Annotated in this window: 24 protein-coding genes; 12 read left to right on the top strand and 12 right to left on the bottom strand. The window is 67.7% G+C overall.

Annotated elements, in window-relative coordinates; genetic code table 11:
* Nucleotides 1-596: 596 nt before the first annotated feature.
* From OG439_RS37665 to OG439_RS37655, 3 genes are all read left to right on the top strand, one after another.
* On the top strand, nt 597-1,274 hold the full coding sequence (locus tag OG439_RS37665) for a hypothetical protein (RefSeq protein WP_326945321.1): 678 nt from the start codon (nt 597-599) through the stop codon (nt 1,272-1,274).
* A gap of 69 nt (nt 1,275-1,343) precedes the next feature.
* Entirely contained in the window at nt 1,344-2,750 is a 1,407-nt protein-coding gene (locus OG439_RS37660) for a transcriptional regulator (protein ID WP_326945320.1), read from the top strand.
* On the top strand, nt 2,751-4,577 hold the full coding sequence (locus OG439_RS37655; RefSeq protein ID WP_326945319.1) for a DEAD/DEAH box helicase: 1,827 nt from the start codon (nt 2,751-2,753) through the stop codon (nt 4,575-4,577).
* On the opposite strand, the gene OG439_RS37650 is transcribed toward OG439_RS37655, so the two are convergent.
* Nucleotides 4,570-5,877: a DNA cytosine methyltransferase gene (locus OG439_RS37650; RefSeq protein ID WP_326945318.1), complete on the bottom strand. Its 1,308-nt coding sequence runs from the start codon at nt 5,875-5,877 to the stop codon at nt 4,570-4,572. The genes OG439_RS37655 and OG439_RS37650 overlap by 8 nt on opposite strands.
* A gap of 53 nt (nt 5,878-5,930) precedes the next feature.
* On the opposite strand from OG439_RS37650, the gene OG439_RS37645 reads away from it, so the two are divergent.
* Nucleotides 5,931-6,389: a very short patch repair endonuclease gene (locus OG439_RS37645; protein WP_326945317.1), complete on the top strand. Its 459-nt coding sequence runs from the start codon at nt 5,931-5,933 to the stop codon at nt 6,387-6,389.
* Nucleotides 6,390-6,469: 80 nt separating this feature from the next.
* Here the strand turns inward: OG439_RS37645 and OG439_RS37640 are convergent, their stop codons facing one another.
* From OG439_RS37640 to OG439_RS37630, 3 genes are all read right to left on the bottom strand, one after another.
* Nucleotides 6,470-6,943, bottom strand: coding sequence for an FxsA family protein (locus OG439_RS37640; RefSeq protein WP_326945316.1), 474 nt, complete (start codon nt 6,941-6,943; stop codon nt 6,470-6,472).
* 167 nt (nt 6,944-7,110) lie between these two features.
* Entirely contained in the window at nt 7,111-7,350 is a 240-nt protein-coding gene (locus OG439_RS37635) for a hypothetical protein (protein WP_326945315.1), read from the bottom strand.
* 137 nt (nt 7,351-7,487) lie between these two features.
* The gene (locus tag OG439_RS37630) at nt 7,488-8,039 is read right to left on the bottom strand and encodes a TetR/AcrR family transcriptional regulator (protein WP_326945314.1); all 552 of its coding nucleotides are present in this window, start codon (nt 8,037-8,039) and stop codon (nt 7,488-7,490) included.
* 85 nt (nt 8,040-8,124) lie between these two features.
* Here OG439_RS37630 and OG439_RS37625 point away from each other — a divergent pair, with 85 nt between their 5' ends.
* On the top strand, nt 8,125-8,850 hold the full coding sequence (locus OG439_RS37625) for a quinone oxidoreductase family protein (RefSeq protein ID WP_326945313.1): 726 nt from the start codon (nt 8,125-8,127) through the stop codon (nt 8,848-8,850).
* A 92-nt stretch (nt 8,851-8,942) separates the two neighbouring features.
* The gene (locus OG439_RS37620) at nt 8,943-9,038 is read left to right on the top strand and encodes a zinc-binding dehydrogenase (RefSeq protein WP_326945312.1); all 96 of its coding nucleotides are present in this window, start codon (nt 8,943-8,945) and stop codon (nt 9,036-9,038) included.
* Here the strand turns inward: OG439_RS37620 and OG439_RS37615 are convergent.
* On the bottom strand, nt 9,035-10,981 hold the full coding sequence (locus tag OG439_RS37615; RefSeq protein ID WP_326945311.1) for an ABC transporter ATP-binding protein: 1,947 nt from the start codon (nt 10,979-10,981) through the stop codon (nt 9,035-9,037). The genes OG439_RS37620 and OG439_RS37615 overlap by 4 nt on opposite strands.
* A 20-nt stretch (nt 10,982-11,001) precedes the next feature.
* Nucleotides 11,002-11,583: a TetR/AcrR family transcriptional regulator gene (locus OG439_RS37610; protein ID WP_247059462.1), complete on the bottom strand. Its 582-nt coding sequence runs from the start codon at nt 11,581-11,583 to the stop codon at nt 11,002-11,004.
* Nucleotides 11,584-11,678: 95 nt separating this feature from the next.
* Between OG439_RS37610 and OG439_RS37605 the strand changes: the two genes are divergently transcribed.
* The gene (locus OG439_RS37605; protein ID WP_326945310.1) at nt 11,679-11,972 is read left to right on the top strand and encodes a DUF6191 domain-containing protein; all 294 of its coding nucleotides are present in this window, start codon (nt 11,679-11,681) and stop codon (nt 11,970-11,972) included.
* A gap of 49 nt (nt 11,973-12,021) precedes the next feature.
* On the opposite strand, the gene OG439_RS37600 is transcribed toward OG439_RS37605, so the two are convergent.
* From OG439_RS37600 to pdhA, 3 genes are read right to left on the bottom strand one after another with little or no spacing between them, the layout of a single operon-like run.
* The gene (locus OG439_RS37600; protein ID WP_326945308.1) at nt 12,022-13,380 is read right to left on the bottom strand and encodes a dihydrolipoamide acetyltransferase family protein; all 1,359 of its coding nucleotides are present in this window, start codon (nt 13,378-13,380) and stop codon (nt 12,022-12,024) included.
* Nucleotides 13,381-13,396: 16 nt separating this feature from the next.
* Nucleotides 13,397-14,389 carry an alpha-ketoacid dehydrogenase subunit beta gene (locus OG439_RS37595; RefSeq protein WP_326945307.1) on the bottom strand — a complete coding sequence of 331 codons (993 nt, stop codon included), beginning with the start codon at nt 14,387-14,389 and terminating at the stop codon, nt 13,397-13,399.
* Nucleotides 14,389-15,594 carry a pyruvate dehydrogenase (acetyl-transferring) E1 component subunit alpha gene (gene pdhA, locus OG439_RS37590; protein ID WP_326945306.1) on the bottom strand — a complete coding sequence of 402 codons (1,206 nt, stop codon included), beginning with the start codon at nt 15,592-15,594 and terminating at the stop codon, nt 14,389-14,391. The genes OG439_RS37595 and pdhA overlap by 1 nt, the downstream gene beginning before the upstream one ends.
* Before the next feature lie 373 nt (nt 15,595-15,967).
* Between pdhA and OG439_RS37585 the strand changes: the two genes are divergently transcribed.
* A complete protein-coding gene (locus tag OG439_RS37585; RefSeq protein WP_326945305.1) occupies nt 15,968-17,389 on the top strand; it encodes a M20/M25/M40 family metallo-hydrolase in 1,422 nt (473 codons plus the stop codon).
* 82 nt (nt 17,390-17,471) lie between these two features.
* On the opposite strand, the gene OG439_RS37580 is transcribed toward OG439_RS37585, so the two are convergent.
* Genes OG439_RS37580 through OG439_RS37570 form a run of 3 tightly spaced genes read right to left on the bottom strand, consistent with a single transcriptional unit; the run spans nt 17,472 to nt 20,933 of the window.
* Nucleotides 17,472-18,314 (bottom strand): transglutaminase family protein, encoded by an 843-nt coding sequence (locus tag OG439_RS37580; RefSeq protein ID WP_247059456.1) that lies wholly within the window; start codon nt 18,312-18,314, stop codon nt 17,472-17,474.
* Nucleotides 18,311-19,258: an alpha-E domain-containing protein gene (locus OG439_RS37575; RefSeq protein ID WP_326945304.1), complete on the bottom strand. Its 948-nt coding sequence runs from the start codon at nt 19,256-19,258 to the stop codon at nt 18,311-18,313. Before OG439_RS37575 ends, OG439_RS37580 begins: the two co-directional genes overlap by 4 nt.
* 10 nt (nt 19,259-19,268) lie before the next feature.
* A complete protein-coding gene (locus OG439_RS37570) occupies nt 19,269-20,933 on the bottom strand; it encodes a circularly permuted type 2 ATP-grasp protein (RefSeq protein WP_326945303.1) in 1,665 nt (554 codons plus the stop codon).
* 148 nt (nt 20,934-21,081) lie between these two features.
* On the opposite strand from OG439_RS37570, the gene OG439_RS37565 reads away from it, so the two are divergent.
* The 4 genes from OG439_RS37565 (at nt 21,082) to OG439_RS37550 (ending at nt 26,167) form a co-directional block, all read left to right on the top strand.
* A complete protein-coding gene (locus OG439_RS37565) occupies nt 21,082-22,017 on the top strand; it encodes an ABC transporter substrate-binding protein (RefSeq protein WP_326945302.1) in 936 nt (311 codons plus the stop codon).
* A 17-nt stretch (nt 22,018-22,034) separates the two neighbouring features.
* Nucleotides 22,035-22,997, top strand: a complete 963-nt coding sequence (locus OG439_RS37560) for an amino acid ABC transporter permease (RefSeq protein WP_326945301.1) — start codon at nt 22,035-22,037, stop codon at nt 22,995-22,997.
* Complete coding sequence (locus OG439_RS37555; RefSeq protein ID WP_247059450.1) at nt 22,994-23,767, top strand: amino acid ABC transporter ATP-binding protein; 774 nt, start codon at nt 22,994-22,996, stop codon at nt 23,765-23,767. The genes OG439_RS37560 and OG439_RS37555 overlap by 4 nt, the downstream gene beginning before the upstream one ends.
* An 84-nt stretch (nt 23,768-23,851) precedes the next feature.
* The gene (locus OG439_RS37550) at nt 23,852-26,167 is read left to right on the top strand and encodes an oxidoreductase (protein WP_326945300.1); all 2,316 of its coding nucleotides are present in this window, start codon (nt 23,852-23,854) and stop codon (nt 26,165-26,167) included.
* The last annotated feature ends 94 nt before the right edge of the window (nt 26,168-26,261 follow it).

Below are 26,261 nucleotides of genomic sequence, written 5' to 3'. Positions count from 1 at the left end.
GGGTAGTTTCCCCCAGTGTCACCTAACCTCATCTGCTTCCTCTCGAATTTGGGCGCGCTTAACAGAGGTGGTGGCCCCGGCTCCTGTTGCAGGCGGGGCGTCTTGGGAATGTGTCCGCTTGGCGAGTCGGCGTTGGCGGATCAGCCTGTTGCGGATCAGCGTGTTTCAGTGTGTAGACAGTCCAGCTTCGACCTCTCCTACCTGCAGGATGTTGCGGGCCCTGCTCAGATGGGTGACAACCCGTACGGGTTGTACCGTAGCCTACTTCGCGCGCTTCAGGGCGCGAAGCGCCTCTGATGTCACGAAGTTCGCGAGAGGGCTGGAGTCGGCGTCGCTGACGAGAGCTGAACCGTTTCCCGGCGAGGGCGTGACTGCCTGGACCTGTTTGCTGAGGTCAAAGCAGTCACTGCTGGAGTACTAGCTACCGCGCCTCGATGTCGAAATGATCTTGAATCGAAGATGAGCCTTGGAGTGTTTACAAAAATTGTAAACACTCCAAGAGGTGGCTCTCCCGTGCTACAAAGGAAGAGCGATGGAGTCTTCCGATCCAGGAGTCTCCGATGTGTGACTGGAACGTGAACAGAAAGTGATGGTGGATGATGCTGCCTTCGTGGAAAGACCCCAACCTGGGGACGATGAAGCGCGTTGCCTTGTGGCTGCTGGCCGAGGTCGGCGAAGGGAACGAGTTCACCAAAGAGCAGATGCGTTCAGTCTTTCCCGGTGTTTCGCAAATTGATCGCCGCATGCGTGACCTGCGCAGCTTTGGCTGGCGGATCGACACGAACCGGGAAGACCCGACCCTCACGGCTGCACAGCAGCGCTTCGTGAGCAGCGGTCAGCCGGTGTGGGAGAAGGGAATGGCGTCGCGGATCGCTTCCGCGTCGGCCATCGGAGCAGTGCAAAGGCGGGAAATCATCTCCAATGACGGCAACATGTGCCGCTCGTGCGGGATCACCCCCGGCCAGGTCTATGCCGGCACCTTTGAAGGCGCCCAGCTCGACATCGCCCGGCGGGATGTCATCGTGTCTGGTGAGCAGACTGAGATGCAGCTGGTGACAGAGTGCAACAGGTGCCGGGTTGGCGCGAAGAACCTCGTTGCTGACCTTCCTGCAGTGGTGGATCGCGTTAACGCGCTGTCACCGGACGAACGAGAGCTCCTCGCCGGCTGGATCGCTGCCGACGAGCGAGTCTTCAGTCCTGCTGAGCGAGCGTGGGCCGAGTACCGCGCCCTGCCGGAGGACGCTCGTGCTGTGGTGCGCACTTCTCTGGGCTGACCAGGGGGTGTGACACGGGTCCGGTTATGGTTTGTAGCTGCCGCGGCACGTAGGTCGTACAGGAGAAGCATGATCAAGGATTACGGTCGGCCGCCCCGGTCTGACGAGAACCAGTCCCTTATCGAGCGTCGCCTCAAAGAAGTCACCGAGACCGGCGGCCCGCGTGAGACGCAGACTGTCGACTGGCGGGGCGGCCAAGCCCACCTGGATGTCATCCAGCTGCCCGCCGGCGACCTCTACTACAACCCGGCGACCCATCGCATCCGCGCACAGCGAAGTCATGATCCGCAGCTCGACCAGCTGGTTGACGAGGATCCCTGGAGCAGTGAGAGCCAGGACTACCTCGGGTATCTCCTGCAGGCGCTGCCGGCAGATCCCAGCAGGACCGATCCGACCTTCACTGAGCTGCTGGAAAGCCTTCGCGAGTACGATCAGACTGAACCAGGCCTGATCACGCGAGACGGCGTGCTGGTGAACGGCAACACGCGCCGGGCCGCAATGCTGAAGATGGGCGGGCCACAGCAACCCATCAGGGTTGCTGTGCTGCCGGAATCCTGTGACTGGGAGGACATCCGGGACGTCGAGCTGTCCCTTCAGCTCAGGAAAGAGCACCGCCGCGACTATTCCTACATCAACCGGCTGCTGGCCATCGACGAGCTGGTGAACCAGGGCCTGCCGATCGCGAAGATCGCCGCGATCTTCCGGACCACCGTGCCGGCCTGCAAGCAGGACCAGTGGGTCTTCGCTAGCATCAAGTCGTTGATCGAACGCAGCGAGGTGAACGGGCACCGCATTCCGCTCGTAGCGTTCGAAGATCACCAGGAGAAACTGAAGGAACTGCACAGGCGTTACCGGAAGGATCTGTCAGCGAACGGTGAGCGTGCAGAGCTGACCAAGGAGTCGCGGCTCGCGGCGATCATGCTCGGCTTCTCGAAGACCGATGTCCGTTTCATCGAGTCGGACTTCCAGTCGCGTTACCTGGACAAAGTTCTGCCCGCTGAGCTCAAGCCCGAGTCGGCGTCGGCGACGGTGGCCATTCCAGGTTTGGGTGTCTCGGTGAAGGGCGCGTCGGACGAGGTGGCAGCCGCCCGTGAACTGACGAACACCGTGCTCAAGGCGCGCACGGTTGAGATCACACACACCAGCGGGTATGCGGGTGAACCGGTCGAGGAAGCTGCGGAACTCAAGGAAGCAATGAACCAGGCGATCGAGCGAGCCGGCCGCCAGATACAGCTGCGAAAGCGCAAGCAGGCGGCGCCGGACCGGCTGAATTCCGCAACGGCGGAGATTGATCAGTGCATCACGGAGCTGGTCATGTCGCGCGCGTCCCGGGCGCTCGACGAGGAGGCGTTCAATGATGCGCTTCTGAGCTTCCGCCGAAGCCTGCGTGGCCTCGCTGTCGAGACGTCCCGGACGGTCGAGGAGCAGAACGAAGGGGTTGCGTGGCTGCGCCAGATCCTCGAACTGGAGTCCTGAGTGGAGGAAACCGTTTCTAGCCTGCTCATCGGTTTCGACCTGACCCGGACACAGGCGAAGTTGCAGACCGTAGGCCAGTTCCGGGAGAACCTCGCTAGCCTTCTTGCTGCTTTCCCTAACGGCCAGATGACAGAGCATCTTGTTGCGCTGATCCCGATCGACGAGTTCATCGGAAGTGTCGAGGTGCTGGCCGAGTGGCCGGCGCCGGAGTCGGTCGTCTGGGAGGATTCGTTCCGCAACCTGGTCATGGAGATGATCAGTGACGCGGAACGGTCGGAACGTCTCCTCGACGGTGAGGAAGACGACCTCGTCGTCCGCGAAGACGAGGTCGTTGACCAGCTCGAGCCCGGCTGGTCTGGCGACCTCACGCCGTTTCAGCGGCGGGACGTAGCAAAGCTCGTTTCGCTCGGCCATGGTGCGAACTTCAGCGTTCCCGGCGCGGGTAAGACCCGCGTGGCTCTGGCGGCGTTTTCCGCTTTTCGCCGGCGCCGTCGCGTACAGCGTCTACTCGTCGTCTGCCCGAAATCCGCGTACGAGGCGTGGCAGGAAGAGGGAGAGAAGTGCTTCGCCGACACGCTCGATGTCCAGGTCTACGACGGCAGGTCGTCGTTGTCCGCGGACGTGCTGCTGGTGAACTACGAGCGCCTGGATCGATCGCAAGGGGTCATCACCAGCTGGCTGCAGGAGACGCCGACGATGATGATCCTGGACGAAGCGCACCGAATGAAGCTCGGGAGCGCCGGCGTGTACGGAGCTGCGTGCATGGCCTTGGGCCCACTCAGCATGATCAGGATGATCCTTACCGGTACGCCCGCCCCGAACGGTCCCCGAGATCTCGAAAGCTTGATGGCTTTCGTGTGGCCTGGCCGCGGGAGGCGCGTGGTCACCAACGCGATCGACGGCGGCAATCTGATCCATGCCAGCCGTGTGCTCAAACCTCTGTACACCAGGACCACCAAGAAAGAACTCGGGCTGCCGCCGGTGTCGTTGAGCATGCGCATGGTCGACCTCCCTCCACTGCACCGGGAGATCTACGACGCCATTGTCGGGCGGTTCTCTGCCAGAGCTGAGCGGAGCAGGTCCGGTTTTGATGCGCTCGGCCGGACTGTGCTGAGGTTGATCATGGCTGCGACGAGCCCGGCGCTCCTGGCCGAGGGGGCCTCCAAGTACGAACCACTGTCACTTCAGGTTCCGCCGCTGGAGGTCCCGCCCAACGATCCGCTGCACCTGCTGCTCGGATCACTTTCCGAGTACGAGATGCCGCCGAAGTACCAAGAGGTGCTGGCGATCGTGAAGGAGAACGCTGAGCGAAAGCGGAAAACACTGGTGTGGGCCAGCTTCGTCCGCTCCATTAGCACCCTCGAAGTTCTTCTCGCCGACTTCCAGCCGGCTGTCGTGCACGGGGGCACCGTCGATCGTGAAGAACAGATTGAGGCCTTCCGCAATGATCCAGATTGTGCAGTGCTCATTTCTAACCCAGCGACTCTGGGTGAAGGCATCAGCCTGCACCAGGTCTGCCACGACGCTGTCTACGTCGACCGCGACTTCCAGGCCGGCCGGTTCCTGCAGAGCTTGGATCGTATTCACCGGCTAGGTTTGGCGCCTGACACGGAAACCCGGATAACCGTTCTGGCGACGCGCGGAACCGTCGACGAGATCGTGGCGATGAGGCTCGGGGAGAAGCTCGAGTTCATGGGCAAGCTTCTCGACGACGCTGCTGTTCAGCAGCTCGGCGACCCGTTCGAGGAGCCGTCCGTTGTCGCGGGCATGGACTCTGCGGACGTCAATGCGCTGCTCACCCACGTCCGGAAGCCGGACGCTAGCTGATCTTGGCCCGGTTCTGGCTGAACTTCTCGTGACGGTCGTGGTCTTCCTGCCCGATGAACGCCTTGAATTCACCTAGTCGGTAGGTCAAGGTCGAGTCGGATGCCCGCTCGTAGGGAACGTGGAAGTCACGGCGCAGCTGAGCAATACGTTCCTCCAGCTCGGCGACCCCATTGCGAAGCTTGGCCCGCTTGATGATCACCTCGGCGGGGACGTATCCCCCCAGCTCCTGCAGAACCTTGTACACGGGGTCGTGGCTCGAGGTCTCGCGCGAAACGGTATTGCCCTCGTGTTTGAGAGCCTTCATGATCGCCGTTCCCACGGCTTCGGCGACCGGGGGAGGGAAGGCATTGCCGATCTGCCGGTAGCGAGTCGTCTTCCGCCCGGTGAACGTCCACTCGTATCCGGGAAGCCAGCCCTGGATGCGGGCTACCATTTCGTTCGTCAGTTTCGGGCCAGGAGCTTGGTTTTTCTCGGTCCTGAACCGGGCGTCTGATGCCGGCGGGGCGTCGGCGAGGCCCATCGCATCGACGCTGAGCTCAGCCCAGGCGCGCTTAGCTCTGGTCGGCCCCAGATCGGCGCCGCCATGTTTCTTGGAGCCACCGACGATGGTGGGACCGATCTTGTCAGCGTCTTCTATCCATTGTTCGAGCCCTTCCCAGCCGTCCGCGCCCATGAGGTCGGAGATGGCGGCGCTGACCGTGAGCTGCTTGGCGACCGGCTCCGGCCATTTGAAGTACTTGGCATCCTCTTCCTGCATGGCAACGAGGACGAACCGAGGGCGCAGCTGGGGGACTCCGTAGTCGCACGCATTGAGCAGCCGCCACTCGGCGACGTACTTGAACTCGGCGAGACGATCCAGGACGTACTGCCGGTAACCCGAGAAGCGGGGCAAGCTGAGCCCGCGTACGTTTTCGAGCATCAGGGCGCGCGGCCGGACCTTGTCGACCTGCTCGACGGCCCAGGCAAAGAGGTCACGTTCGTCGCTCGCGCCCAGCTGCTTTCCGGCGATCGTGAACGGGGGACAGGGAACTCCGCCGGCCAGCAATGCGACCTCGTGGTGCTCTTCGGGGTTGAAGACAGCGGGGTCGGCGACGTCGCCCTGCAGGACGATGTCGCGCTTTTCCTCGTTGATCTCGATTTGCCCCCGGATGTTCGTCCGCAGGGTCTGGAAGGCGTTGGCGTCGAGCTCGACGGCCAGGCGGTGCTTGAACCCCGCTCGGTCGAGGCCCAGGGCTTGGCCACCTGCGCCTGCGCACAGCTCGACGACTTCGAAGGAGCTGTCGTCGGATGCGCGGGTCATCGGAGTCCTTCCGGGGGTGGCGTAGCGATGTGGCGCCTGAGACTATCTGGCGCATGCCGCGCCGTGTAACGCCCCCGGCAGCTGAGAACGAGGCGAAGCCGAAGCCCTACCCTGCTGCCGCGAACGAGGGCCGATCTCGCAACATGAAAGCCAATCGGCGAACCGACACGAAGCCCGAGGTGACTCTTCGTAAAGCGCTGCATCGGCTCGGTTACCGGTATCGCAAGGACTTGCCGATCGTGCTCGATGCCGTACGAGTCCGCCCTGACATCGTCTTCACCAGCCGCAAAGTCGCAGTCTTCGTTGATGGCTGTTTCTGGCATGTTTGCCCCCAGCACGGCAGGCAACCGACGAGCAACGAGTGGTATTGGACGCCGAAGCTCCGGCGTAACGTCGACCGCGACAAGCTGGTCACGGGCGCGCTCGAGGAGGCTGGCTGGCAAGTGGTGCGGATTTGGGAGCACGTGCCGTTGCCAGACGCCGTCACGGCTGTCGAGAACGCGATCACGTAGGGCGAACACGCGTTCGATCCTAACGCTGACCTCTTGCAACGCCCAGCAATGCTTGCATGGCGTGTCGGTCGTACGGGTTGTCAGCCTTCGATGACGCGGCCTTCGATCACCGGGTGCGGCTTCTCCTCCGAGGACGACGACGAAGGCGGCACCACCTCGCTGTCCACCACCATCACCGGCCCGCGGCGTTGGTTGGCGAACTTCAGCGCTCGCTTCTCCATCCGCTTCAGCCACAGCCGACGGGCCACCGCGCGTGACGGCGGCAGCATCAACAGCAACCCCAGGACGTCACTCACGAACCCCGGGATCAGGATCAACACCCCGCCCAGGCCGACGAGCATGCCGTCGGTCAGTTCCTTCTCTGCCGAACGCCCGGCTCGGGATGTCTCGATGAACGCGCGCATCGCCTTGGCGCCTTCGCGGCGGGCCAGCCAGGAGCCGATGAAGGCGCCGGCCAGGAGGAGGCCCAGCGTGCCGAGCACGCCGACGGCCGAGCCGACCGCCCAGATCGCGGCGATCTCGGCGAAGACGTAGAGCAGGAACGCGACAGCCATACCGGGACAACGAACGAGCTGTCCGATTTGCTCCCGGGTCCGCGGGCCACCGGCTAGTCTCACCGATCGTGTCCGACTGGCTCGCTGGCTCCTGATCGCGCTCGCCGTGCTTGCCGCGGTCGCGATCAGCGTGAGACGGCGACGGTCTCGGCTCACGTTTCCGCAGCTCAGGGTGCATTGAGATGTCCGTTCTCGCGTGGCTGTTCATCGGGATCGTCGTCGCGGGCGTGACCGCCTGCGGGTTGCTGTGGTTCCTCGGCTGGCCGCACTTGCCGAATGCCGCAGTCTTCGACGTCACCCAGGTGCTCGACCTGCTGAAGATCGCCCTCTGCGTGGTCGCCGGATTCGGCGGGGTCGTGCTGCTGGCCGTCAACTACCGCAAGCAGCGGGCGACCGATAACGAGCACGCTCTCGCCGTCGAGAAGGCCGAGCGCGAGACTACGCAGACGTCCTCTGCGGTTCGAGAACGCGCGCCTGCCTGGTTGAACCTCCGCAACGTCGAGTTGCGCAGCGGCACCAAATCCCCGAGCGGTGCGTCCGGCGGTCAGCGCAGGAGCGTCTCGATCATTGATCGCAACCCCAGCGCCAAGCGGTGGGATTCCCCGGTGCGCAGCAGGTGGAGCATCAGGTCGCTGTGCAGCGAGCCCAGCAGCAGGTGTGCGATCAGGTCCGCGTCCAGCGACGGGGCCGCCGCGGTGAGCAAGCCTGCCACGTGTGCGTGCCACGACAGGTAGATCGGGCTGTTCAGGCGGTCCGTCGACGCCTGCTCGAACGCCGCCATCACCGTGACGTTCTTCGTCGCCAAGTCGACCACCGCGTCGAAGAACGCCGCCAGCCTCGACGCCGGTGGGGCGCCCGGGCCGAGCGGCGGCGGTCCGTCGGAAAGGGCCGTGGACAGCGCTCGGACTCGCTCCTCCACCACCGCGCGCATCAGGCCTTCGCGGTTGCCGAAGCGGTGGAACACCGTGCCCTTGCCGACGCCGGCCGCCTGTGCGACGCGGTCCATCGAGACGTGCTCCAAGCCTTGGGTGGCCAGCAGTTCCTCGGTCGCGCGCAGGATCGCGCGGCGGTTGCGGGCCGCGTCGGCGCGTTCCATACATGCTCCTCGACAAGTTGACTGGCGGTCCATATAGTAGGCGACCGTAAGTTGACCGATGGTCCAGTTGCTGGGGAGAACCAACATGCGAGCAGTGGTGCAGCACGGCACGGGTGGTCCTGAAGTGCTGAAGGTCGAGGAACGACCTGAGCCCACGCGCGGCAAAGGCGAGGTGCTGATCCGCGTCGAGGCGATCTCGGTGCCGTTCTACGAAACTCAGCTGCGGGCCGGGATGCTGCCCGGTGGGGAGCCCGCGGTGTTCGGACACGAGGCCGCTGGTGTCGTCGTCGAGGCTGACGATCCGGAATTGATCGGCAAACGCGTTGTCAGCATGTCTTACGTCGGTGGCGCCTACGCCGAAGTCGTCGCCTCGAGCAGGTACACCCTGGTTCCCGCGCACGTCTCCGCGGAAAGCGCGGTCGCCGCCGCCGTGCCCGCGTCGGTGGCGCTCGTCCTGTTTCGCACGGCGGACGTCGGCGACGGCGAGACCGTGCTGGTCGAAGCCGCGTCCGGGTCGATTGGTGGTTACCTGACGCGGCTGGCGAAGGACGCGGGCGCGCGGGTCGTCGCGACCGCGGGTGCGGGGAAGACCGTGAAGGGCGCCGACGTCGTGCTCGACCACGACGATCCGGACTGGCGAACCCAGGCCCCCGACGGGATCGACGTCGTCTTCGAGTCGATCGGCGGGCCGCGGGCGGCCGAAGTCCTGCCGAAGGTCGTGCCGCGTGGGCGGGTTCTCGCGTACGGCCTGCTCAGCGGTGAGTTCCCGGCGATCACGGTCGCGATCTCATCCCACGTGGGCTCACGCTGATCGGCTTCGGCGGGCCGGACGCCTACGGCAAGGACGCCGGTGCCGCCACCGGCGAGGCGCTGGGCCTCGTCGGTGACGGCACGCTGACACCCGTGATCGACCGGACGTACGCGCTCGATGACGTCGTCGAGGCGCACGCCCGGGTCGAGAGCCGCGAAGGCGTCGGCAAGGTCCTTCTCGTGCCCTAGCTCGGAATCTCGTCCAGGTACGCCTGCGCCTGGAGCGTGAACAGGTCCGCGTAGCCCGCCTTCGCCGCCATCAGCTGCTCGTGCGTGCCGTACTCGGCGACCTTTCCGTGCTCCAGCAACAGGATCCGCTCCGCCTGGCGCACGGTCGAGAACCGGTGCGAGATGTACAGCGTCGTGCGGCCCTCGGACAGTTCGCGCAGGCGTGCGAACAGGTCGTGCTCCGCCTGCGCGTCCAGGGCCGACGTCGGCTCGTCGAGGATCAGGATCGGCGCCTCCCGCTGGAACGCCCGGGCCAGCGCGATCTTCTGCCACTCGCCGCCGGACAGGCTGACGCCCTGGTCGAACCAGCGCCCCAACGGCGTTTCGTAGCCGTTCGGCAGCCGCTCGATGCGCTCGTCGGCCCCGGCTCGGCGGGCCGAGTCCTCGATGTGGGGCCGGTCCTCGAGCCGGGTCTGGTCGCCGAGGCCGATGTTCTCCGCCGCCGTGCCCTGGTAGGTCACGTAGTCCTGGAACATCGCGCTGATCCGCGTCCGCAGCTCGTCCGGGTCGTACTCGCGGATGTCGACGCCGTCGAGGCGGATCCGGCCGCCGGTCGGGTCGTAGAGCCGGCAGAGCAGCTTGAACAGCGTCGACTTGCCCGCGCCGTTGCGGCCCACGACAGCGACTGTTTCGCCCGGGCGGATCTCGAAGCTGACGCCGTCGAGCGCCGGCTCCTCCGCGCCCGGGTAGGCGAAGGTCACCGAGTCGAACTCGATGTGACCCTCCACTGTGGACGGCATGGGCCGCGGCTTCTCGGGCGCCGTGATCTCCGGCTTCGTGCCCAGGAAGCGGTAGAGCGTGTCGAGGTAGAGGTTGTTCTCGTACATCCCGGAAAACGCCGTGAACAGCCCGGACACCGACGTCTGCACGGACGTCGCCGCGGCCGTGTACAGCGCCAGGTCACCGAGCGTGAGTCGCCCGCCGACGGCCTCCAGCGCGATGTACAACGCGATCGCCGAGCCCACGAACGTGCTCAGCAGGCCCCAGGACGTCGAGCTGATGTTGCGGTTGATCGTCAGCTTCCGCTGCCGCTCGTAGGAGACGACGCCGAGCCGGCGGAACCGGTCGACGAAGTACGGGCCGAGCCCGAACAGCTTCGTCTCCTTGGCGTAGGTGTCCGTCGTGACCAGCGAGGACAGGTAGTCCATCCGCCGCTTGATCGGCGACATCAGGAAGGTGAGCCAGAACGCGCGCGAGCCGTACTTCGACTGCGAGATGAACGCCGGGATCGGCGCGAGCAGCGCGACCAGCGCCAGCAGCGGGCTGACGGCCACGAGCAGCGCGATCATGCTGCCGAACGTGATCAGCGTCCGCACGAGCCCCAGCGCGGAGTTCATCATCGACAGCGGGCGCGTCGGCGCTTCCTGCGCGGCCTGGCGCAGCATGTCGTAGGACGCCGAGCCCTCGAAGTAGGCCAGGTGCAGCTCGCTGGCGTGCGCCATCACCTGGTGGCGGATGGTCAGGGTCATCCGCTCCTGCAGCAACGTCTGCGCGATCGACGTCACCGCGCTGCTGACCGCGGTCGCGACGAGCACGCCGAACTGGAACAACGCGACGTTGACGATGTCCATCGTCGTGCCGCGGTGCTGGATCGCCGCGACGACCGAGTCGAGCAGCAGCTTCGCGATGTACGCGGTGGCCGTCGGCAGCAGGCCCGACAGCAGCGTGATCAGCGCCAGCAGGATGGTCAGGATCGGGCTCGCCTGCCAGGTCAGCTTCACGACCTTCGGCAGGCCGCGGACCGTGCCCGAGACCGACGTCTTCGCGCGTTTCAGCCGGGAACGCCAGTCCTTCGGCTGGTCGTCCTGCTTGGGCTCCGGGATGTCGACCGGGCCGGTCAGTCCGCTGTCCGGGACTGTCGAGATGGCTCGCCGCCGGCCGCGCCGGGCGATCGCGAACTCCATCCCGCCCCCACCACCCGGGATCATTCAGCCTCCAACGCGCCGTGCAGGAACAGATCGACCACCTGGCGCGTGGTGGGCGCGTCGTCGTCCGGGGCCATTCGGCGGCCGCCGAACAGCATGGTGAGGAACAGTGCGGCCAGGTGCTCGGGCGACAGCCGGAGCCGGTCCTTCTCGGGCTCGAACAGCTCGGTCATCGCGCCGCGCATGGCGGCCATCGACTCCCGGCGGCCGCCCTTCCAGCTGCCGCGCAGGCGCTGCTCGGGGTCGCGGTGTTTGATCCGGCCGGACGCGTGGAGGGCGCCCATCAGCGCGCCCATCCGCTCGAGGTGGGCGCCGAGCGCTTCGGCGGCTTCGACGAGCCGGTCTTCGAGCGGCTGGTCGACGGGGATTTCGGCGATGGCGTCGAGGACGTGGTCGGGACGCAGGGCTTCGGCCGTGCAGGCGTCGAACAGCTCGTCCTTGTCCTTGAACGCGCGGAAGATGGTGCCCTCGCCGATGCCGGCGGCGCGGGCGATCTGGCTCGTGGTGACGGTGGCCCCGTGCTCCATCAGCAGGGGCAGCACCGCGTGCACGATCATGCTGCGCCGGGCTTCGGCGCTCATGCCCGGCGCTCTACGCCGGGTTTCGGGTGCTGGTGTCATGGCACCAGTGTGCGGAGTGAGTGCTCACTCCGTCAAGCGAGTATAAGTTGGCTCTCATGGGTGTGGTCTGGGCGATGGCGTTCCCGATGCTGCTCGTGCTGCTGTTCCTGCTGGCCGTGCTCGAGGTCTGGGGCCGCCGGTTCCTCCCGTGGCACCGCCGCGGCGACGGCCAGCGGGTGGCGAGCGTGGCCGCGACCGAGGAGGTCGAAGCGCTGCTCGGCGGCACGAAGCACCACGACCTCGAGCAACGCCAGGTCCAGCTGATGCTGGTCGACGACGAGGCCGACGGCGCCCCGCCGCGCACCCGCGTCGACCTCGACGCCGGGAAGTTCGTCGTCCGAGAGCCGTGAAGGCCTCCTTACCGGCCGTAAGAGCCGGTAAGGAGGCCTTCACGGACGATCAGTAGGTCATCGCCATGGCCGGGTCGGCCAGCAGCGCGCCGACGTCGGCCAGGAACTCCGAGCCCTGCTGGCCGTCGACCACGCGGTGGTCGAAGCTCAGCGACAGCTGCAGCACCTTGCGGACCTTGATCTCGCCGTCCACGACCCACGGCTGGTCCTTGATCGCGCCGAGGCACAGGATCGCGGACTCGCCCGGGTTGATGATCGGCGTGCCGGTGTCGACGCCGAACACGCCGACGTTGGTGATCGTGATCGTGCCGTTCGCCATGTCCGCCGGGGACGTCTTGCCCTGGCGGGCGACCTCCGTCAAGGCGGTCAGTGCGCCCGCCAGCTCCTTCAGCGACAGCGAATCGGCGTCGCGGACCTTCGGCACGATCAGGCCGCGGGGCGTCGCCGCCGCGATCCCGAGGTGCACGTAGTCCTTGTAGACGATCTCCTGCGCCGCCTCGTCCCACACCGCGTTGATGTCCGGCGTGCGCTTCGCCGCCAGGCACACGGCTTTCGCCGCGAACGTCAGCGGCGTGACCTTCACGCCGGCGAACTCCCGCGACTTCTTCAGCTTCTCGCGGAACTCCATCATCGGCGTGACGTCGATGGTCAGGAACTCCGTGACGTGCGGAGCGGTGTACGCGCTCTGCACCATCGCGGCCGCGGTCATCTTGCGGACGCCCTTGATCGGGACGCGCCGCTCGCGGGTGGCCGGGTCGTAACCCGAGTCCACAGTGGACACAGTCGCGGCGGCCGGGGCGGAGCCGTTGGCCGCCTTGTGGACGTCGTCCCGCGTGATGACGCCGCCGTCGGCGGTGCCGGTCAGCGCGTGCAGGTCGACGCCCAGCTCCTTGGCCAGCTTCCGCACCGGCGGCTTGGCCAGCGGCACGTAACCGCCCCGAGGTGCAGGGGCAGGAGCGGGCGCAACAGGGGCAGGAGCAGGGGCGACAGGAGCAGGTGCGGCGACGGCGGCCGCGGGAGCAGGCGCCGCGCCCTTCCGGGCCCGCCGCTGCGTGACGACGGCCTTGGAGCCGTAGCCGACCAGCGGCTTCATCTCCTCTTCCTCGGCCGGAGCCGAAGCGGCGGCCGGAGAAGCGGCCGGAGCCGGAGCCGCCGCGCCGCCCGGGTCGACGTCGATGGTGAGGATCGGCGTGCCGACCTCCACCGTCTGGCCCGGCTCGACGTGCAGCTCCGTGACCACGCCGGCCCACGGGATCGGCAGCTCGACGGCGGCCTTCGCGGTCTCGATCTCGACCACGATCTGGTTGACCGTCACCGTGTCGCCCGGCTTGACGTGCCACGAAAGGATGTCGGCTTCGGTCAGCCCCTCGGCCGTGTCGGCCAGGGGGAACTGCTTGAACGTTGGCATGACGCGGAAATCCCCCTTACCAGGCGAGCGAGCGGTCGATGGTGTGCAGCACCCGGTCCAGGTCGGGGAGGTAGTGCTCCTCGAGCTTGGCCGGCGGGTACGGCGTGTCGAACCCGGTCACCCGGAGGACGGGCGCCTCCAGCGAGTAGAAGCACTCCTGCTGGACGCGCGCGGCGATCTCCGACGTCAGCGACGACTCGGACGGCGCCTCCGACAGCGCGATCAGCCGGCCGGTCTTGCGCACCGACTCGAACACCGGGCCGAGGTCCAGCGGCGAGAGCGTGCGCAGGTCGATGACCTCGAGGGACTTGCCCTCGTCCGCGGCCGCGGCGGCCGCGTCGAGGGCGACCTTCACGGTCGGGCCGTACGCGACGACCGTCGCCGTCGTGCCCTCGCGCACGACCTGCGAGGAGAACACCGGCGACGGCGTGCCGGCGACGTCGATCTCCGCGCGCAGCGCGCCCGAGTGGTAGAGCCGCTTGGGCTCGAAGAACAGGATCGGGTCGTCCGACTTGATCGCTTCCTGGATGCCCCAGTAGGCGTCGACGGCGTTCGAGATCGAGACGACCTTCAGGCCCGGGATGTGCGCGAACAGCGACTCCGGGGACTCGGAGTGGTGCTCGACCGCGCCGATCCCGCCGCCGAACGGCACCCGGATCACGACGGGCATCTTGATCTTGCCCTGCGTCCGGTAGTGCAGCTTCGCCAGCTGGGACGAAATCTGGTCGAACCCGGGGAAGATGAAGCCCTCGAACTGGATCTCGCACACCGGCCGGAACCCGCGCACGGCCAGGCCGACCGCGGTGCCGATGATGCCCGACTCGGACAGCGGCGTGTCCAGCACGCGCTGCTCGCCGAAGTCCTTCTGCAGGCCGTCGGTGATCCGGAAGACGCCGCCGAGCTTGCCGACGTCCTCGCCCATGATCAGGACCTTGGGGTTCTCTTCCATCGCCCGGCGCAGGCCGAGGTTGAGCGCCTTGCCGATGGTGAGTTTCTGGAGGTCGGTCATCAGTGCTCACCCGCCGCTGCGAAGCCGTCGAGGTAGGACAGGAACTCTTCGCGCTGCGCGTCCAGCACCGGGTTGCCCTCGGCGTAGACGTTGCTGAAGATCCGCTCCGGCGGCGGCTCCGGCATGTTGAACGTGTACTCGCGCAGGTCCGCGGCGAAGGCGTCGGCCTCGGCCTGGACCTGGTCGAAGAAGTCGTGGTCGGCGCCGCCCTTGCGGGCCAGGAAGGCCCGGACGCGCTCGATCGGGTCCTTGAGCTTCCACTCTTCGAGCTCGTCGGAGAGCCGGTAGCGCGACGGGTCATCGGTCGTCGTGTGCGCGTCCATCCGGTAGGTGAACGCCTCGATCAGCACCGGACCGTTGCCGTGGCGGCACTCGTCGAGCGCCCAGCGGGACACCGCGAGGCAGGCCAGGACGTCGTTGCCGTCCACGCGGATGCCGGGGAAGCCGTAACCGCGGGCGCGCTGGTAGAGCGGCAGGCGCGACTGGCGTTCGGTCGGCTCGGAGATCGCCCACTGGTTGTTCTGGCAGAAGAACACCAGCGGCGCGTCGTAGACCGCGGCCCAGACGAAGCCCTCGTGGACGTCGCCCTGCGAGGTCGCGCCGTCACCGAAGTAGCAGATCGTGGCTTCGCCGTCGTCGTCACCGACCTTGCCCTCGAACCGCTGCCCCATCGCGTACCCGGCGGCGTTGAGCACCTGGTTGCCGATGACGATGCAGTACGGGTGGAAGCCGTGGGCCTTGTAGTCCCAGCCGCTGTGGTCGGTGCAGCGGAAGATGCCCAGCAGGTCCTTCATGTCGACCCCGCGCGCGTACGCGACGCCGTGCTCGCGGTAGCTGGGGAACGCCATGTCGTTCTGCTTCAGCGCGCGGCCCGACCCGATCTGCGCGGCCTCCTGGCCGAGCAGCGGGACCCAGATGCCGAGCTGGCCCTGGCGCTGCATCGCGTTGGCCTCGCGGTCCGCGCGGCGGACGAGCACCATGTCGCGGTACAGGTTGCGCAGGGCTTCGTCGTCGATGTCGTCGACGTACTTGTCGAACTGCGGCGACGGGACCCGCTCGCCTTCGGGGGTGAGCAGCTGAGTCAGCTCAGCGCCACCTTCGCTGGTCGCTCGCAATCCGGCGATCACCTGCTCGGGGGAAGGCTGGGCCGCGACGGCGGCCGGTCCATCTCCAGGCTCCGGGTGCGTCCACTGTTCGGACGGCATGGGCGTTGCTCCTCGGTGTCGGTGCCTCTGGCGGCCGCTTGTGGCGACCACAGCGACTGCACCGGCGGGGACCAGCGTTTCGGGTCTCCGAAGCGCTCGGTCACCGTCGGCGTTGACGGTTCACGCCGACATCCTGGCACGAAGGTCCACGTCTTGGTCAGACGCGGTTGCTGATTTGTTGCTGAGAAACGGGCTCTGAACAGGCAAAACGCTAGGAAGCCCGAGCATTGGACCTACGAGAGTATGGCGCCGGTCCGCGCGTTCACCAGGCTCGCACGCGTGGGTGCGTACCTGTGCGTGTGCGTCTTTGTGCCCTGCGGAGTCGACCTTGTGATGTGCCGCACGCCGGAACCCGCGTGGCACGATGGACGCCGTGGAGCACAAATCCGTTCGTGAATCCGTCGTGTCCGGCTGGACCGACGACGTCATCCCGAGCCTGTCCGGGCTGGTGGCCATCCCCGCCTTGTCCCCGGCGTTCGACGCCGACTGGGCGAAGACCGGGCACCTGGCCGCCGCCGTCGAGCACGTCCGCGCGTGGATCGCCGCGCGCGACCTGCCGGGCGCGACGATCGACGTCGTCGAGCTGCCGGACCGGACCCCCTTGCTGCTCGTCGACGTCCCGGCGACCCCGGGCGCGGCGGCCGAGGGCACCGTCCTGATGTACGGCCACCTGGACAAGCAGCCCCCGGTGGGCGGCTGGTCCGAGGGCCTCGACCCGTGGACGCCGGTGATCCGCGACGGCCGGCTGTACGGCCGCGGTTCCGTCGACGACGGCTACTCCGGCTACGCGGCGACGACGTCGATCGAGGCCGTGCACGCCGCCGGCGGTGAGCACGCGCGCATCGTCGTGCTGCTGGAGACCGGCGAGGAGTCCGGCAGCCCCGACCTGCCCGCCTACGTCGAGCACCTGGCCGACCGGATCGGCGATGTCTCGCTGGTCGTCTGCCTCGACGCCGGCGGCAGCGACTACGAGCGGTTGTGGCTGGTCACGAGCCTGCGCGGGATGCTGCACCTGGACGTCAACGTCCAGCTGCTGGGCTCGGCACAGCACTCCGGCGTCGCTTCAGGCGTCGTCGCGAGCTCGTTCCGCATCCTGCGAAGCCTCATCGAGCGCCTCGAGGACAGCGCCACCGGTGAACTGCTGCTCGACGAGCTGAAGGTCGACGTCCCGGCGGACCGGCTGGCCGAGCTGGAGGCCGTCTCGAAGGACTTCCCGGAGGCGCTGTCGAAGGCGTTCCCGCTGGTCGAAGGTGGTCGCGTGATCACCGAGGACGCGCTCGAGCTGATGCTCAACAACGCGTGGCGCCCGACGCTGTCGATCATCGGTGCCGACGGCTTCCCGAAGCCGGCCGACGCGGGCAACGTCCTGCGCGAGAGCACGACGTTGACGCTGAGCTTCCGCCTCCCGCCGACGGTCGACGCCGCGAAGGCGCTCGAAGCCGTGAAGCGCACCCTGACCACGGACGTCCCGTACGGCGCGAAGGTGACCTTCGGCGACAACACGCAGTCGGAGGACGGCTGGAACGCGCCGTCGGAGGCGCCGTGGCTGACGGCGGCGCTGCAGACGGTCAGCGAAGGCGTCTTCGGCCAGCCCCACCGCGCGACGGGCATGGGCGGGTCGATCCCGTTCATGGGGCTGCTGTCGCGCAAGTACCCGGAGGCGCAGTTCCTGGTCACGGGGGCGTGCGGCTCGGACTCGAACATCCACGTGCCGGACGAGTGGCTGCACCTGGAGTACGCACAGCAGGTCACGGAGGCCGTCGCGCACATCCTGGACGCCCACGCCCGCGGCTGACCCAAGTCGAGCTTTCGCTACGAAAGTGTTCCGGAGGAGGCCTCCACAACACTTTCGTAGCGAAAGTGCGGTATACGGAGAGTTACGCCAGCCGGGTCAGGTGGACCGAGACGTCCAAAGTGGACTGCCCACCCCCGGTGAAGATGCCCTTCAGCGGCGCCACGTCCGCGTAGTCCCGTCCCATCGCCACCCACACGTGCCGCGGTCCCACCGGGATCGCGTTCGTCGGGTCGTACGCCCACCAGCCGCCGGTCCAGACGTCGACCCAGGCGTGTGACTCGCCCTCCACCACTTCGCCGAGCTTCGCTTCCCGTCTCGTGTGCAGGTAGCCCGACACGTACCGCGCCGGGATGCCGATCGCGCGCAGCATCACCAGCGTCACGTGCGCGAAGTCCTGGCAGACGCCTTCGCGCGCGTTCCACGCGTCCGTCGCCGTGGAGTGCACGCCGGTCGTGCCCGGCTGGTACTTCAGCTGCTTGTGCACCCATTCGCACACCGCCAGCACCGCCTCCGCCGGATCGAGGCCGGTGCGCAGCGCGCGGGCCTCGCGGGCCAGCGCGAGGTCCCGCGGGGTGTAGTCGGTCGGCGTCAGGTACTCCGTGCGGTGGTCGACGACCGTGTCGCTGCGGAGGTCCTTCCACGACGCCACGCGGATCGGCTCGGCCTCGTCGGCCGTCTCGACCACCGACGTAGCCAGCACGGTGAACTCCGTGTGCGGCGCGTGGAGGTCGAACGACGTCACGACCGTGCCCCAGTAGTCGGTGTACCGGTACGCGCGGGTCGCGGGCGTCGTCTCGATGCGCGTCGCCACCGTCGTCTGACGGCGGTCCGAGCGCGGGGTCAGCCGCGCCTCGTTGTACGACTGCGTGGCCGGCGTCGCGTACCGGTACCCCGTCCGGTGGGCCACCCGAAGCTGCCAGGTCACAGCGAAACCTCCGCACCGCTCCACGCCACCCACGGCGACGTGCTGAAGTACTGCATGGACACGGCCTCGCCGATCTCCTTGATCGACGTCTGCAGCGTCCCGAGCCGCCGCGGCAGGTCGGTCAGCAGGTCCGACGGGCGCAGGAACTCCAGCTCGCTGCGGGCCCGGCCGAGTTCGCGCAGCGCCTCGGTCTTCTCGTTGTTGCGTGACCCGCCACCGGTGTCGAGCCGCTGCAGGCACTCCTCCGCCTGCCGCAGCGCGTGGAACACCGACCGCGGGAACAGCGTGTCCCGCAACAGGAACTGGACGACGCGGCCCGCGTCGAGCGCGCCGCGGTAGGTGCGCAGGTAGGTGTCCTGCGCACCGGCCGAGCGGAGCACCGTGATCCAGCCGGGCGACGACGCGCGGTCCGACACCCGGGACAGCAGCAGCCGCACGACCATGTCGGCGCGTTCGATCGACCGGCCGAGCACCATGAACAGCCAGCCGTCGTCGCGGCTCATCGTCGAGTCGGCGAGGCCGGCGAACATCGCCGCGCGCTCCTCGACGAACGACAGGAACGCGTGCGGCCCGGCGCGCCGGGCGTAGCGCTGGCGGTCCGGCACCGCGTTCCACGTCGCGTTCAGGCATTCCCACAGCTCGGTCGAGACGACCTCACGGGCGCCGCGGGTGTTCTCGCGCGCCGAGTTGATCGAGCCGACGATCGACGCCGGGTTGTCCTTCGCGTACGCCACCAGTTCGGTCAGCTTCCAGACGTCGAGGGACTCGGTGCCCTCCGACTCGATGCCCAGGACGGCGAGCAGCTGACGGCTCGCGTGGTCCGAGTCGACACTCGCGTCCTCCAGCAGCTGGTGGACCGAGACGTTGAGGATTCGCGAGGTGTCGTCGGCGCGTTCGACGTACCGGCCGATCCAGTACAGCGACTCCGCGTTGCGTGCCAGCACTTCGAACCCCCTAGCTCTGCTGTTGCTGCTGTTGTTGCTGCTGCTGTGACAGAGACAGCTCGGGACCCTGCTCCGCGACCATTCCGTCCACAGTGGACACCGCGCCCAGTGCCGGTTGTTCCAGCTCGCGTTCGGCGGTGGACGTCCGGGAGGCCAGCACCCACGTGTCCTTCGAGCCGCCGCCCTGCGACGAGTTGACGACCAGGCTGCCTTCCGGCAGCGCCACCCGGGTCAGCCCGCCGGGCAGCACGAAGATGTCCTTGCCGTCGTTGACGGCGAACGGGCGCAGGTCGACGTGCCGCGGCGCCAGCCGGTCCTCCACCTTCGACGGTACGGTCGAGAGCTGCACCACCGGCTGCGCGATCCAGCCGCGCCGGTTCGCCCGCACCTTCCGCCGCAACGCCGTCAGCTCCGCCGGCGTCGCCTCCGGCCCGAAGACGATGCCGTACCCGCCGGAGCCTTCGACCGGCTTGACGACCAGCTCGTCGAGGTGCGACATCACGTAGTCGAACTCGTCCGGCAGCCAGCAGCGGTAGGTGTCCACGTTGGGCAGCAGCGGCTTCTCGCCGAGGTAGTACCGCACCATCTCCGGCACGTAGGTGTAGACGAGCTTGTCGTCCCCGACGCCGTTGCCGATGGCGTTCGCGACGACGACGTTGCCCGCGCGCGCCGCGTTGAGCACGCCGGCGATGCCGAGGACCGAGTCCGGCCGGTAGTGCACCGGGTCGAGGAACTCGTCGTCGATCCGCCGGTAGATGACGTCGACCGGGCGTTCGCCCTCGGTCGTCCGCAGGTAGACGACGTTGTCACGGCAGAACATGTCGCGGCCTTCGACCAGTTCGACGCCCATCAGCCGGGCCAGCAGCGAGTGCTCGAAGTACGCCGAGTTGTGGACGCCGGGGGTGAGCACCACGACCATCGGGTCGGCGACGTTCGCCGCGGCGGCCGCGCGCAGGGCCCGCAGCAGGTGCGACGCGTAGTCGCCGACCGGGCGCACCCGGTGCTGGGCGAACAGGTCCGGGAAGACCCGCGCCATCGTCCGCCGGTTCTCCATCACGTACGACACCCCGGACGGGTTCCGGAGGTTGTCCTCCAAAACTCGGAAGGTGCCCTCCTCGTCGCGCACCAGGTCCACACCGGACACGTGGATGCGCACGCCGTTGGGCGGGTTGATGCCGTACGCCTCGCGCTGGAAGTGCTCACACGACGTGATCAGCCGACGCGGGAAGACGCCGTCGCGCAGGATCTGCCGGTCGCCGTAGATGTCGGCGAGGAACGCCTCGAGCGCGCGGACCCGCTGCGCCACCCCGCGTTCGAGCTTCGACCACTCGGCCGCCTGGATCACCCGCGGCACCAGGTCCAGCGGGAACGGCCGCTCCTGACCGGACAGCGAGAACGTGATGCCCTGGTCGACCATCGCCCGGTCCAGCGCGAGCGACCGCGAGTTGAGGTCGTGCGCGTCGAGCGCCGCGATCGACTCGTACAGCGCCCGGTACGGGCCGCGGACCGTGCCGTCGTCGGCGAACATCTCGTCGTAGGCGTCCGCGTGCGGACGTTCCGGCGAGAGGTAGCCGTCGAACCGGGCACCCGGCCGGGTGATCCGGCGGGTCGTCGCCTTCCGCGCGCGTCGACCGGAGGGGGGCAGCCGGGGCGGGATCGCGTTCATGAACGACATCCTCACCTACGTGCCCACCAACGCGCGACACTCCCACGCTGGTTGAAGCGTTGCGAAACTTCGCTGTAACTCGACAGTGCTGTGCTTTGGTATGGATGAGTGGCAATATGCGTGCTCTCACGAACTGAGAACTACGAGGAGTGACGACGTGGCCCGAGGACCCCAGCTCAAGGCGCTCGCCCTGTTGCCGGCATTCGCCCTGGTCGGACTGACCATGGCCTGCGGCGCGGGTGGTAGCGGTGCCGGCGACGTCGGCTCGAGCAGTGCCGCTCCGGCGGGTACTGGATCGGGTGACGCAGGCACGGTCGCGAAGGACGACGCGCTCGCCGCGCTGGTGCCCGCCGACGTCAAGACCGACGGCAAGGTCCTCGTCGGGCAGGACCAGAGCTACCCGCCGAACGAGTTCCAGGACAACGGCAAGGCCACCGGCTTCGACGTCGACCTCGGCACCGCCATCGGCCAGGTGCTCGGCGTGCAGATGGAGTTCCAGAACTCCTCGTTCGACGGCATCATCCCCGGCCTCGGCGCCAAGAAGTACGAGATGGGGATCTCGTCGTTCAGCATCAACGCCGACCGGCTGCAGTCGGTCGACATGATCTCCTACTTCAGCGCCGGCACCTCGCTGGCCGTGCTGAAGGGCAACCCGGACGGTCTGAAGGTCGACGACCTCTGCGGCAAGAAGATCGCCGTGCAGAAGGGCACCACGCAGGTCGAGGACCTCGACAAGAAGAACGCCGCCTGCACCAGTGGTGGCAAGCCCGCCATCGAGGTCACGCAGCTGCAGGCCCAGACCGACGTCAACCTGGCGCTGACCGCCAAGCGCGTGCAGGGCGAGCTGGCCGACTCCCCGGTCATCGACTACGCGGTCAAGCAGACCAACGGTCAGCTCGAGTCGGTCGGCACGCCGTACGACACCGTGCCCTACGGCATCGTGCTGCCGAAGAACAGCGGTGACTACGGCAAGGCCGTCCAGGGCGCGATCCAGAAGCTGATCGACAGCGGCGCCTACAAGAAGATCATGGACAAGTGGGGCCTGAACGCCGCCGGTGCGGTCACCAAGTCGGAGATCAACCCGGCCAGCTGAGATAGGACTTAGTTCGCGTGTCCAGTTCCTCCGAGGCGTCCCCCGCTGGGGCGCCAATCGACGCCGAGCCCATCAAGGCCGTCCCGGTGCGCCACTACGGGCGCTGGGTGGCCGGCGTGATCATCCTGTTCGTCGCGTTCATCGTGCTCCGCAGCGTGATCACCAACGACGCGCTGCAGTGGCCGGTCGTCGGGGACTACCTCTTCGACGACCGGATCCTGCGCGGCCTGCAGAACACGTTGATCCTGACGGTGATCTCGATGCTGATCGGGATCGTCGGCGGCATCCTGCTGGCCGTCATGCGCCTTTCGCCCAACCCGCTGACGTCGGGCGCCGCGGCGCTCTACGTCTGGCTGTTCCGCGGGACCCCGCTGATCACGCAGCTGATCATCTGGAACTTCCTGGCGCTGGCCTACCCGCGGCTCGGGCTCGGGGTGCCGTTCGGCCCCGAGTTCGTCAGCTGGGACACCAACCAGCTGATCACGCAGTTCACCGCGTCGCTGCTCGGCCTGGGCCTCAACGAAGCCGCGTACATGGCGGAAATCGTGCGAGGCGGCATCCAGTCGGTCGACGACGGCCAGCTGGAAGCGGCGGGCGCGCTCGGCATGAGCCGCACGCGGACGTTGCGGCGGATCATCCTCCCGCAGGCCATGCGGGTGATCATCCCGCCGACCGGCAACGAGACGATCTCCATGCTGAAGACGACGTCACTGGTCGTGGTCATCGGGTACTTCGAGCTGATGGTCGCGGCGCAGACCATCTACTCGCAGAACTACAAGACCGTGCCGCTGCTGATCACGGCCGCGGCCTGGTACCTGTTCATGACGTCGGTGCTGACGCTGATCCAGATGCAGATCGAGAAACGGTTCTCGCGTGGCACTTCGCGCGGTGAGGCGAACAAGACCAGGTGGGCGGGCCGGATGCTCGGTTTCCGGTTCGGCTCCGGTGGCGCGCAGGGTGGAGCGGGGGTGTCGGGATGACCCCGGTCGTTTCCGCGCAGAAGATTCGCAAGAGCTTCGGCACCGTCGACGTCCTCAAGGGCATCGACCTCGAGGTGCAGGAGCGTGAGGTGCTCTGCCTGATCGGGCCGTCCGGCTCGGGCAAGTCGACGCTGCTGCGCTGCATCAACCACCTCGAGAAGATCGACGCCGGCCGGCTCTACGTCGACGGCGTGCTCGTCGGCTACCGGCAGCGCGGCGACAAGCTGCATGAGCTGCGCGAGAGCGAGGTCGCGTTCCAGCGCAAGGACATCGGCATGGTGTTCCAGCGGTTCAACCTCTTCCCGCACATGACCGCGCTGGAAAACGTGATGGAGGCGCCGATCCAGGTGCGTCGCGAGCCGAAGGCCCAGGTGCGGCAACGCGCGCTGGAGCTGCTGGACCGCGTCGGCCTCGGTGACAAGGCGAAGAACTACCCGGCGCAGCTGTCCGGTGGGCAGCAGCAGCGCGTCGCGATCGCCAGGGCGCTCGCGATGAAGCCGAAGCTGATGCTGTTCGACGAGCCGACGTCCGCGCTGGACCCGGAGCTCGTCGGCGACGTCCTGGGCGTGATGAAGCAGCTCGCCAAGGACGGCATGACCATGGTCGTCGTCACGCACGAGATGCAGTTCGCGCGTGAGGTGGCGGACAAGGTGCTCTTCATGGACGGCGGCGTCGTCGTCGAAGAGGGCCCGCCCGACCAGGTCATCGGGGACCCGCGGGAGGAACGGACCAAGTCGTTCCTCGCGCGCGTGCTCAACCCCAACGCCTGAGGATCTCGCGGCGGAAACGGTGTTCCGGCACCGTTTCCGCCGCGGTTTCGCTACCTTGGTGGCGGGGCGAGGGGAGATCGGGCCATGTCGACCGAAAGCGCGCTGCCGCCGTTGGACCCGTTCGCGGGGATCCCCGACAAGCGCTACGAGGTCAAGGCCTCCGAGCTGCTGAAACCCGGCAACGGCGGGTTGCTGCGCTGGCGCCGGCAGGCCACGAACGCGCCGATCGTCTACGTCGAGGACGCGTACATCACCGGCACGCTGGACCTGCGGGCCGCGGACCTGAAGTACCTGTTCCGGTTCGAGCGCTGCCGGTTCGAGCAGCCGCCGGACGTGCGCGAGGCGAACCTGCTCGGCCTGGTCTTCCGCAAGTGCTGGCTGCCCGGGCTCAAGGCCCGCAACATGCGCAGCCGCAACGACGTCCGGCTGATCCGCTGCGTCGTGCAGGTCGACGGCGACGACCGCGAGATCGAGGAGACCACGGTCCAGCGCGGCGACGACCGCGAACGCGGCATGCCGAACGCCGCCGTCAACCTGACGGACGCGGTGATCGAAGGCTCGATGGTGCTGACCCGGACGGTGATCTCGCACCCGCACGGCAAGGCGATCCAGGCGGACCGGCTGGTGCTCACCGGCGCGCTGCTGGCCTACCGGATGGTCGCGAACGGCGAAGTGCGGCTCCCGGGCCTGCGGACCGGCGGTAACGTCAACTTCTCCGGCGCCACGCTGAACAACCCGGACGGCTTCGCGCTCAACGGCAACGGCCTGCACATCGGCGGCAGCCTGCTCTGCGAGGTCGACAACTACGGCCCGGCCAGTCAGCGCAAACGCTTCTCCGCCACCGGGATCATGTACCTGCCGAGCGCCACCGTGGACAGCGACATCATCCTGCGCGAGGCGAAGCTGACGGTGTCGCAGCAGGGCCCGATCGCCGTCGACGCGTGGAAGTCGAACGACCCGTACCTCGACCCGCGCCCGGCGCTGGTCGCCGACCGGCTGAGCGTCGACGGCAACCTCGAGCTGTCCGACGGCCTGCAGGCGCTGGGCACGTTGCGCATGGTCAACGCGCGGATCGGCGGCTCGCTGCGGCTGGCCGGCGCCGAGATCAGCGTCGTGCGCGGCAAGACCCCGCCGTACTACGACCGGGCGCTGCACCTGGACGGCACCGAGATCGGCGGCGACATCGAGGCGACCAGCCTGCGCGTGCCGGCCGGGCAGCTGCGGCTGGCCGACGTCACCATCGGCGGCAACTTCCTGGCCTGGAACTCGATGTTCCGCCACCCCGGCCGGGATGTGTTCTCCGCGCGACGCTCGAAGATCGCCGGCAACTTCCAGCTCACGGACGCCACGATCCACGGCACGCTGCGCCTGCAGGGCCTCGAGGTCGGCGGCAGCATCAACCTCGCGGGCACCCGGCTGACGGACCCGGGACGTCGCGCGACCAGCAGTTTCTCCCTCGACGTCCGCACCGGCCGGATCGGCCGCGACCTCCTGCTGCGCGACGACAACAGCCGCCCGTTCGTCGCCGAAGGCGGCGTCAACCTGGACGGCGCCCAGGTCGCGCGGCGCGTCGACATCCGCGGCGCCCAGCTGGGCTCGTTCCCGCCGTTCAACGTCGCTCTCGACGCCGGCGACGTCGCCGCGGACGAGTTCACGTTCACGCCGAGCAGCCCCCCGGCAGGCCGCGTGGTGCTGCGCCGCGCGCACTGCGGGACGTTGACGGACAACGAGGCGTTCTGGGCCTCGACCGAGGGCATCGAGCTGGAGGACTTTCGCTACGACGCCCTGAAGAAGGGCATCCCCCTCGACGACGACAAGTCCCTGGACCACCGCATCGAGCTGCTGCGCAAGGCCATGCGCGGCTACCGCCCGGGCCCGTACGACCAGCTCGCGCACATGCTCCGCGCGGCGGGCAACGAAGAGCACGCGTCGACGGTCGCCCTGCGCAAACAGCAGTTCCGCTACGAGGCACTGGCCCGCGGCTTCAAGTTCTTCGGCCCCGGCGTCCGGCTGTGGAGCTGGCTCCAGCGGTCGATGGTCGGCTACGGCTACCGCCCGGTCCGCGCGCTGGGCTGGCTCTTCACGCTGCTGGTGCTGGGCAGCCTGTGGTTCGGCCTGGGTACGGACGACTGCGTCAACTGGCCGGCCACGGACCAGGCCCACCAGATCATCGCCAACGGCCCCCGGTGCGTGGTGAACCAGCAGGACACGGGCCTGCAGTGGAACCCGGTGATCTACACGGCGGACCTGCTGGTCCCGATCGTCGACTTCGGCAACAAGTCCCGCTGGTACATGCACGGAGCGGACAACTGGGTAGCGGCGGGCTTCACGGCGTCAGGCTGGATCCTGGCGACCACGGTGGCCGCGGGTGTGAGCCGGATGCTGCGCCGGGAGAACTGAGTCTCGCGCTCTCTGCCGATCTCTAGAACCAGCGCGATAAGGCCCCAGAAACCCCAAGCCACTCCTCGACACCCGCACACCTGCCAGCTGCGGC

This window comes from Amycolatopsis sp. NBC_01307 (genome assembly GCF_035975215.1).
In the GTDB taxonomy this organism is placed as follows: Bacteria; Actinomycetota; Actinomycetes; order Mycobacteriales; family Pseudonocardiaceae; genus Amycolatopsis.
Note: the sequence above shows the minus strand (reverse complement) of the source record. Positions and strands in the feature narration are given on the sequence as shown.

Bases quoted from the DNA above. Each gene is read 5' to 3' on its own strand.
- OG439_RS37665 (WP_326945321.1), top strand. From the start codon at position 597: ATGATGCTGCCTTCGTGGAAAGACCCCAACCTGGGGACGATGAAGCGC.
- OG439_RS37660 (WP_326945320.1), top strand. From the start codon at position 1,344: ATGATCAAGGATTACGGTCGGCCGCCCCGGTCTGACGAGAACCAGTCC.
- OG439_RS37650 (WP_326945318.1), bottom strand. From the start codon at position 5,877: ATGACCCGCGCATCCGACGACAGCTCCTTCGAAGTCGTCGAGCTGTGC.
- OG439_RS37645 (WP_326945317.1), top strand. From the start codon at position 5,931: ATGCCGCGCCGTGTAACGCCCCCGGCAGCTGAGAACGAGGCGAAGCCG.
- OG439_RS37640 (WP_326945316.1), bottom strand. From the start codon at position 6,943: ATGGCTGTCGCGTTCCTGCTCTACGTCTTCGCCGAGATCGCCGCGATC.
- OG439_RS37630 (WP_326945314.1), bottom strand. From the start codon at position 8,039: ATGGAACGCGCCGACGCGGCCCGCAACCGCCGCGCGATCCTGCGCGCG.
- OG439_RS37625 (WP_326945313.1), top strand. From the start codon at position 8,125: ATGCGAGCAGTGGTGCAGCACGGCACGGGTGGTCCTGAAGTGCTGAAG.
- OG439_RS37615 (WP_326945311.1), bottom strand. From the start codon at position 10,981: ATGGAGTTCGCGATCGCCCGGCGCGGCCGGCGGCGAGCCATCTCGACA.
- OG439_RS37610 (WP_247059462.1), bottom strand. From the start codon at position 11,583: ATGAGCGCCGAAGCCCGGCGCAGCATGATCGTGCACGCGGTGCTGCCC.
- OG439_RS37605 (WP_326945310.1), top strand. From the start codon at position 11,679: ATGGGTGTGGTCTGGGCGATGGCGTTCCCGATGCTGCTCGTGCTGCTG.
- OG439_RS37600 (WP_326945308.1), bottom strand. From the start codon at position 13,380: ATGCCAACGTTCAAGCAGTTCCCCCTGGCCGACACGGCCGAGGGGCTG.
- OG439_RS37595 (WP_326945307.1), bottom strand. From the start codon at position 14,389: ATGACCGACCTCCAGAAACTCACCATCGGCAAGGCGCTCAACCTCGGC.
- pdhA (WP_326945306.1), bottom strand. From the start codon at position 15,594: ATGCCGTCCGAACAGTGGACGCACCCGGAGCCTGGAGATGGACCGGCC.
- OG439_RS37570 (WP_326945303.1), bottom strand. From the start codon at position 20,933: ATGTCGTTCATGAACGCGATCCCGCCCCGGCTGCCCCCCTCCGGTCGA.
- OG439_RS37555 (WP_247059450.1), top strand. From the start codon at position 22,994: ATGACCCCGGTCGTTTCCGCGCAGAAGATTCGCAAGAGCTTCGGCACC.
- OG439_RS37550 (WP_326945300.1), top strand. From the start codon at position 23,852: ATGTCGACCGAAAGCGCGCTGCCGCCGTTGGACCCGTTCGCGGGGATC.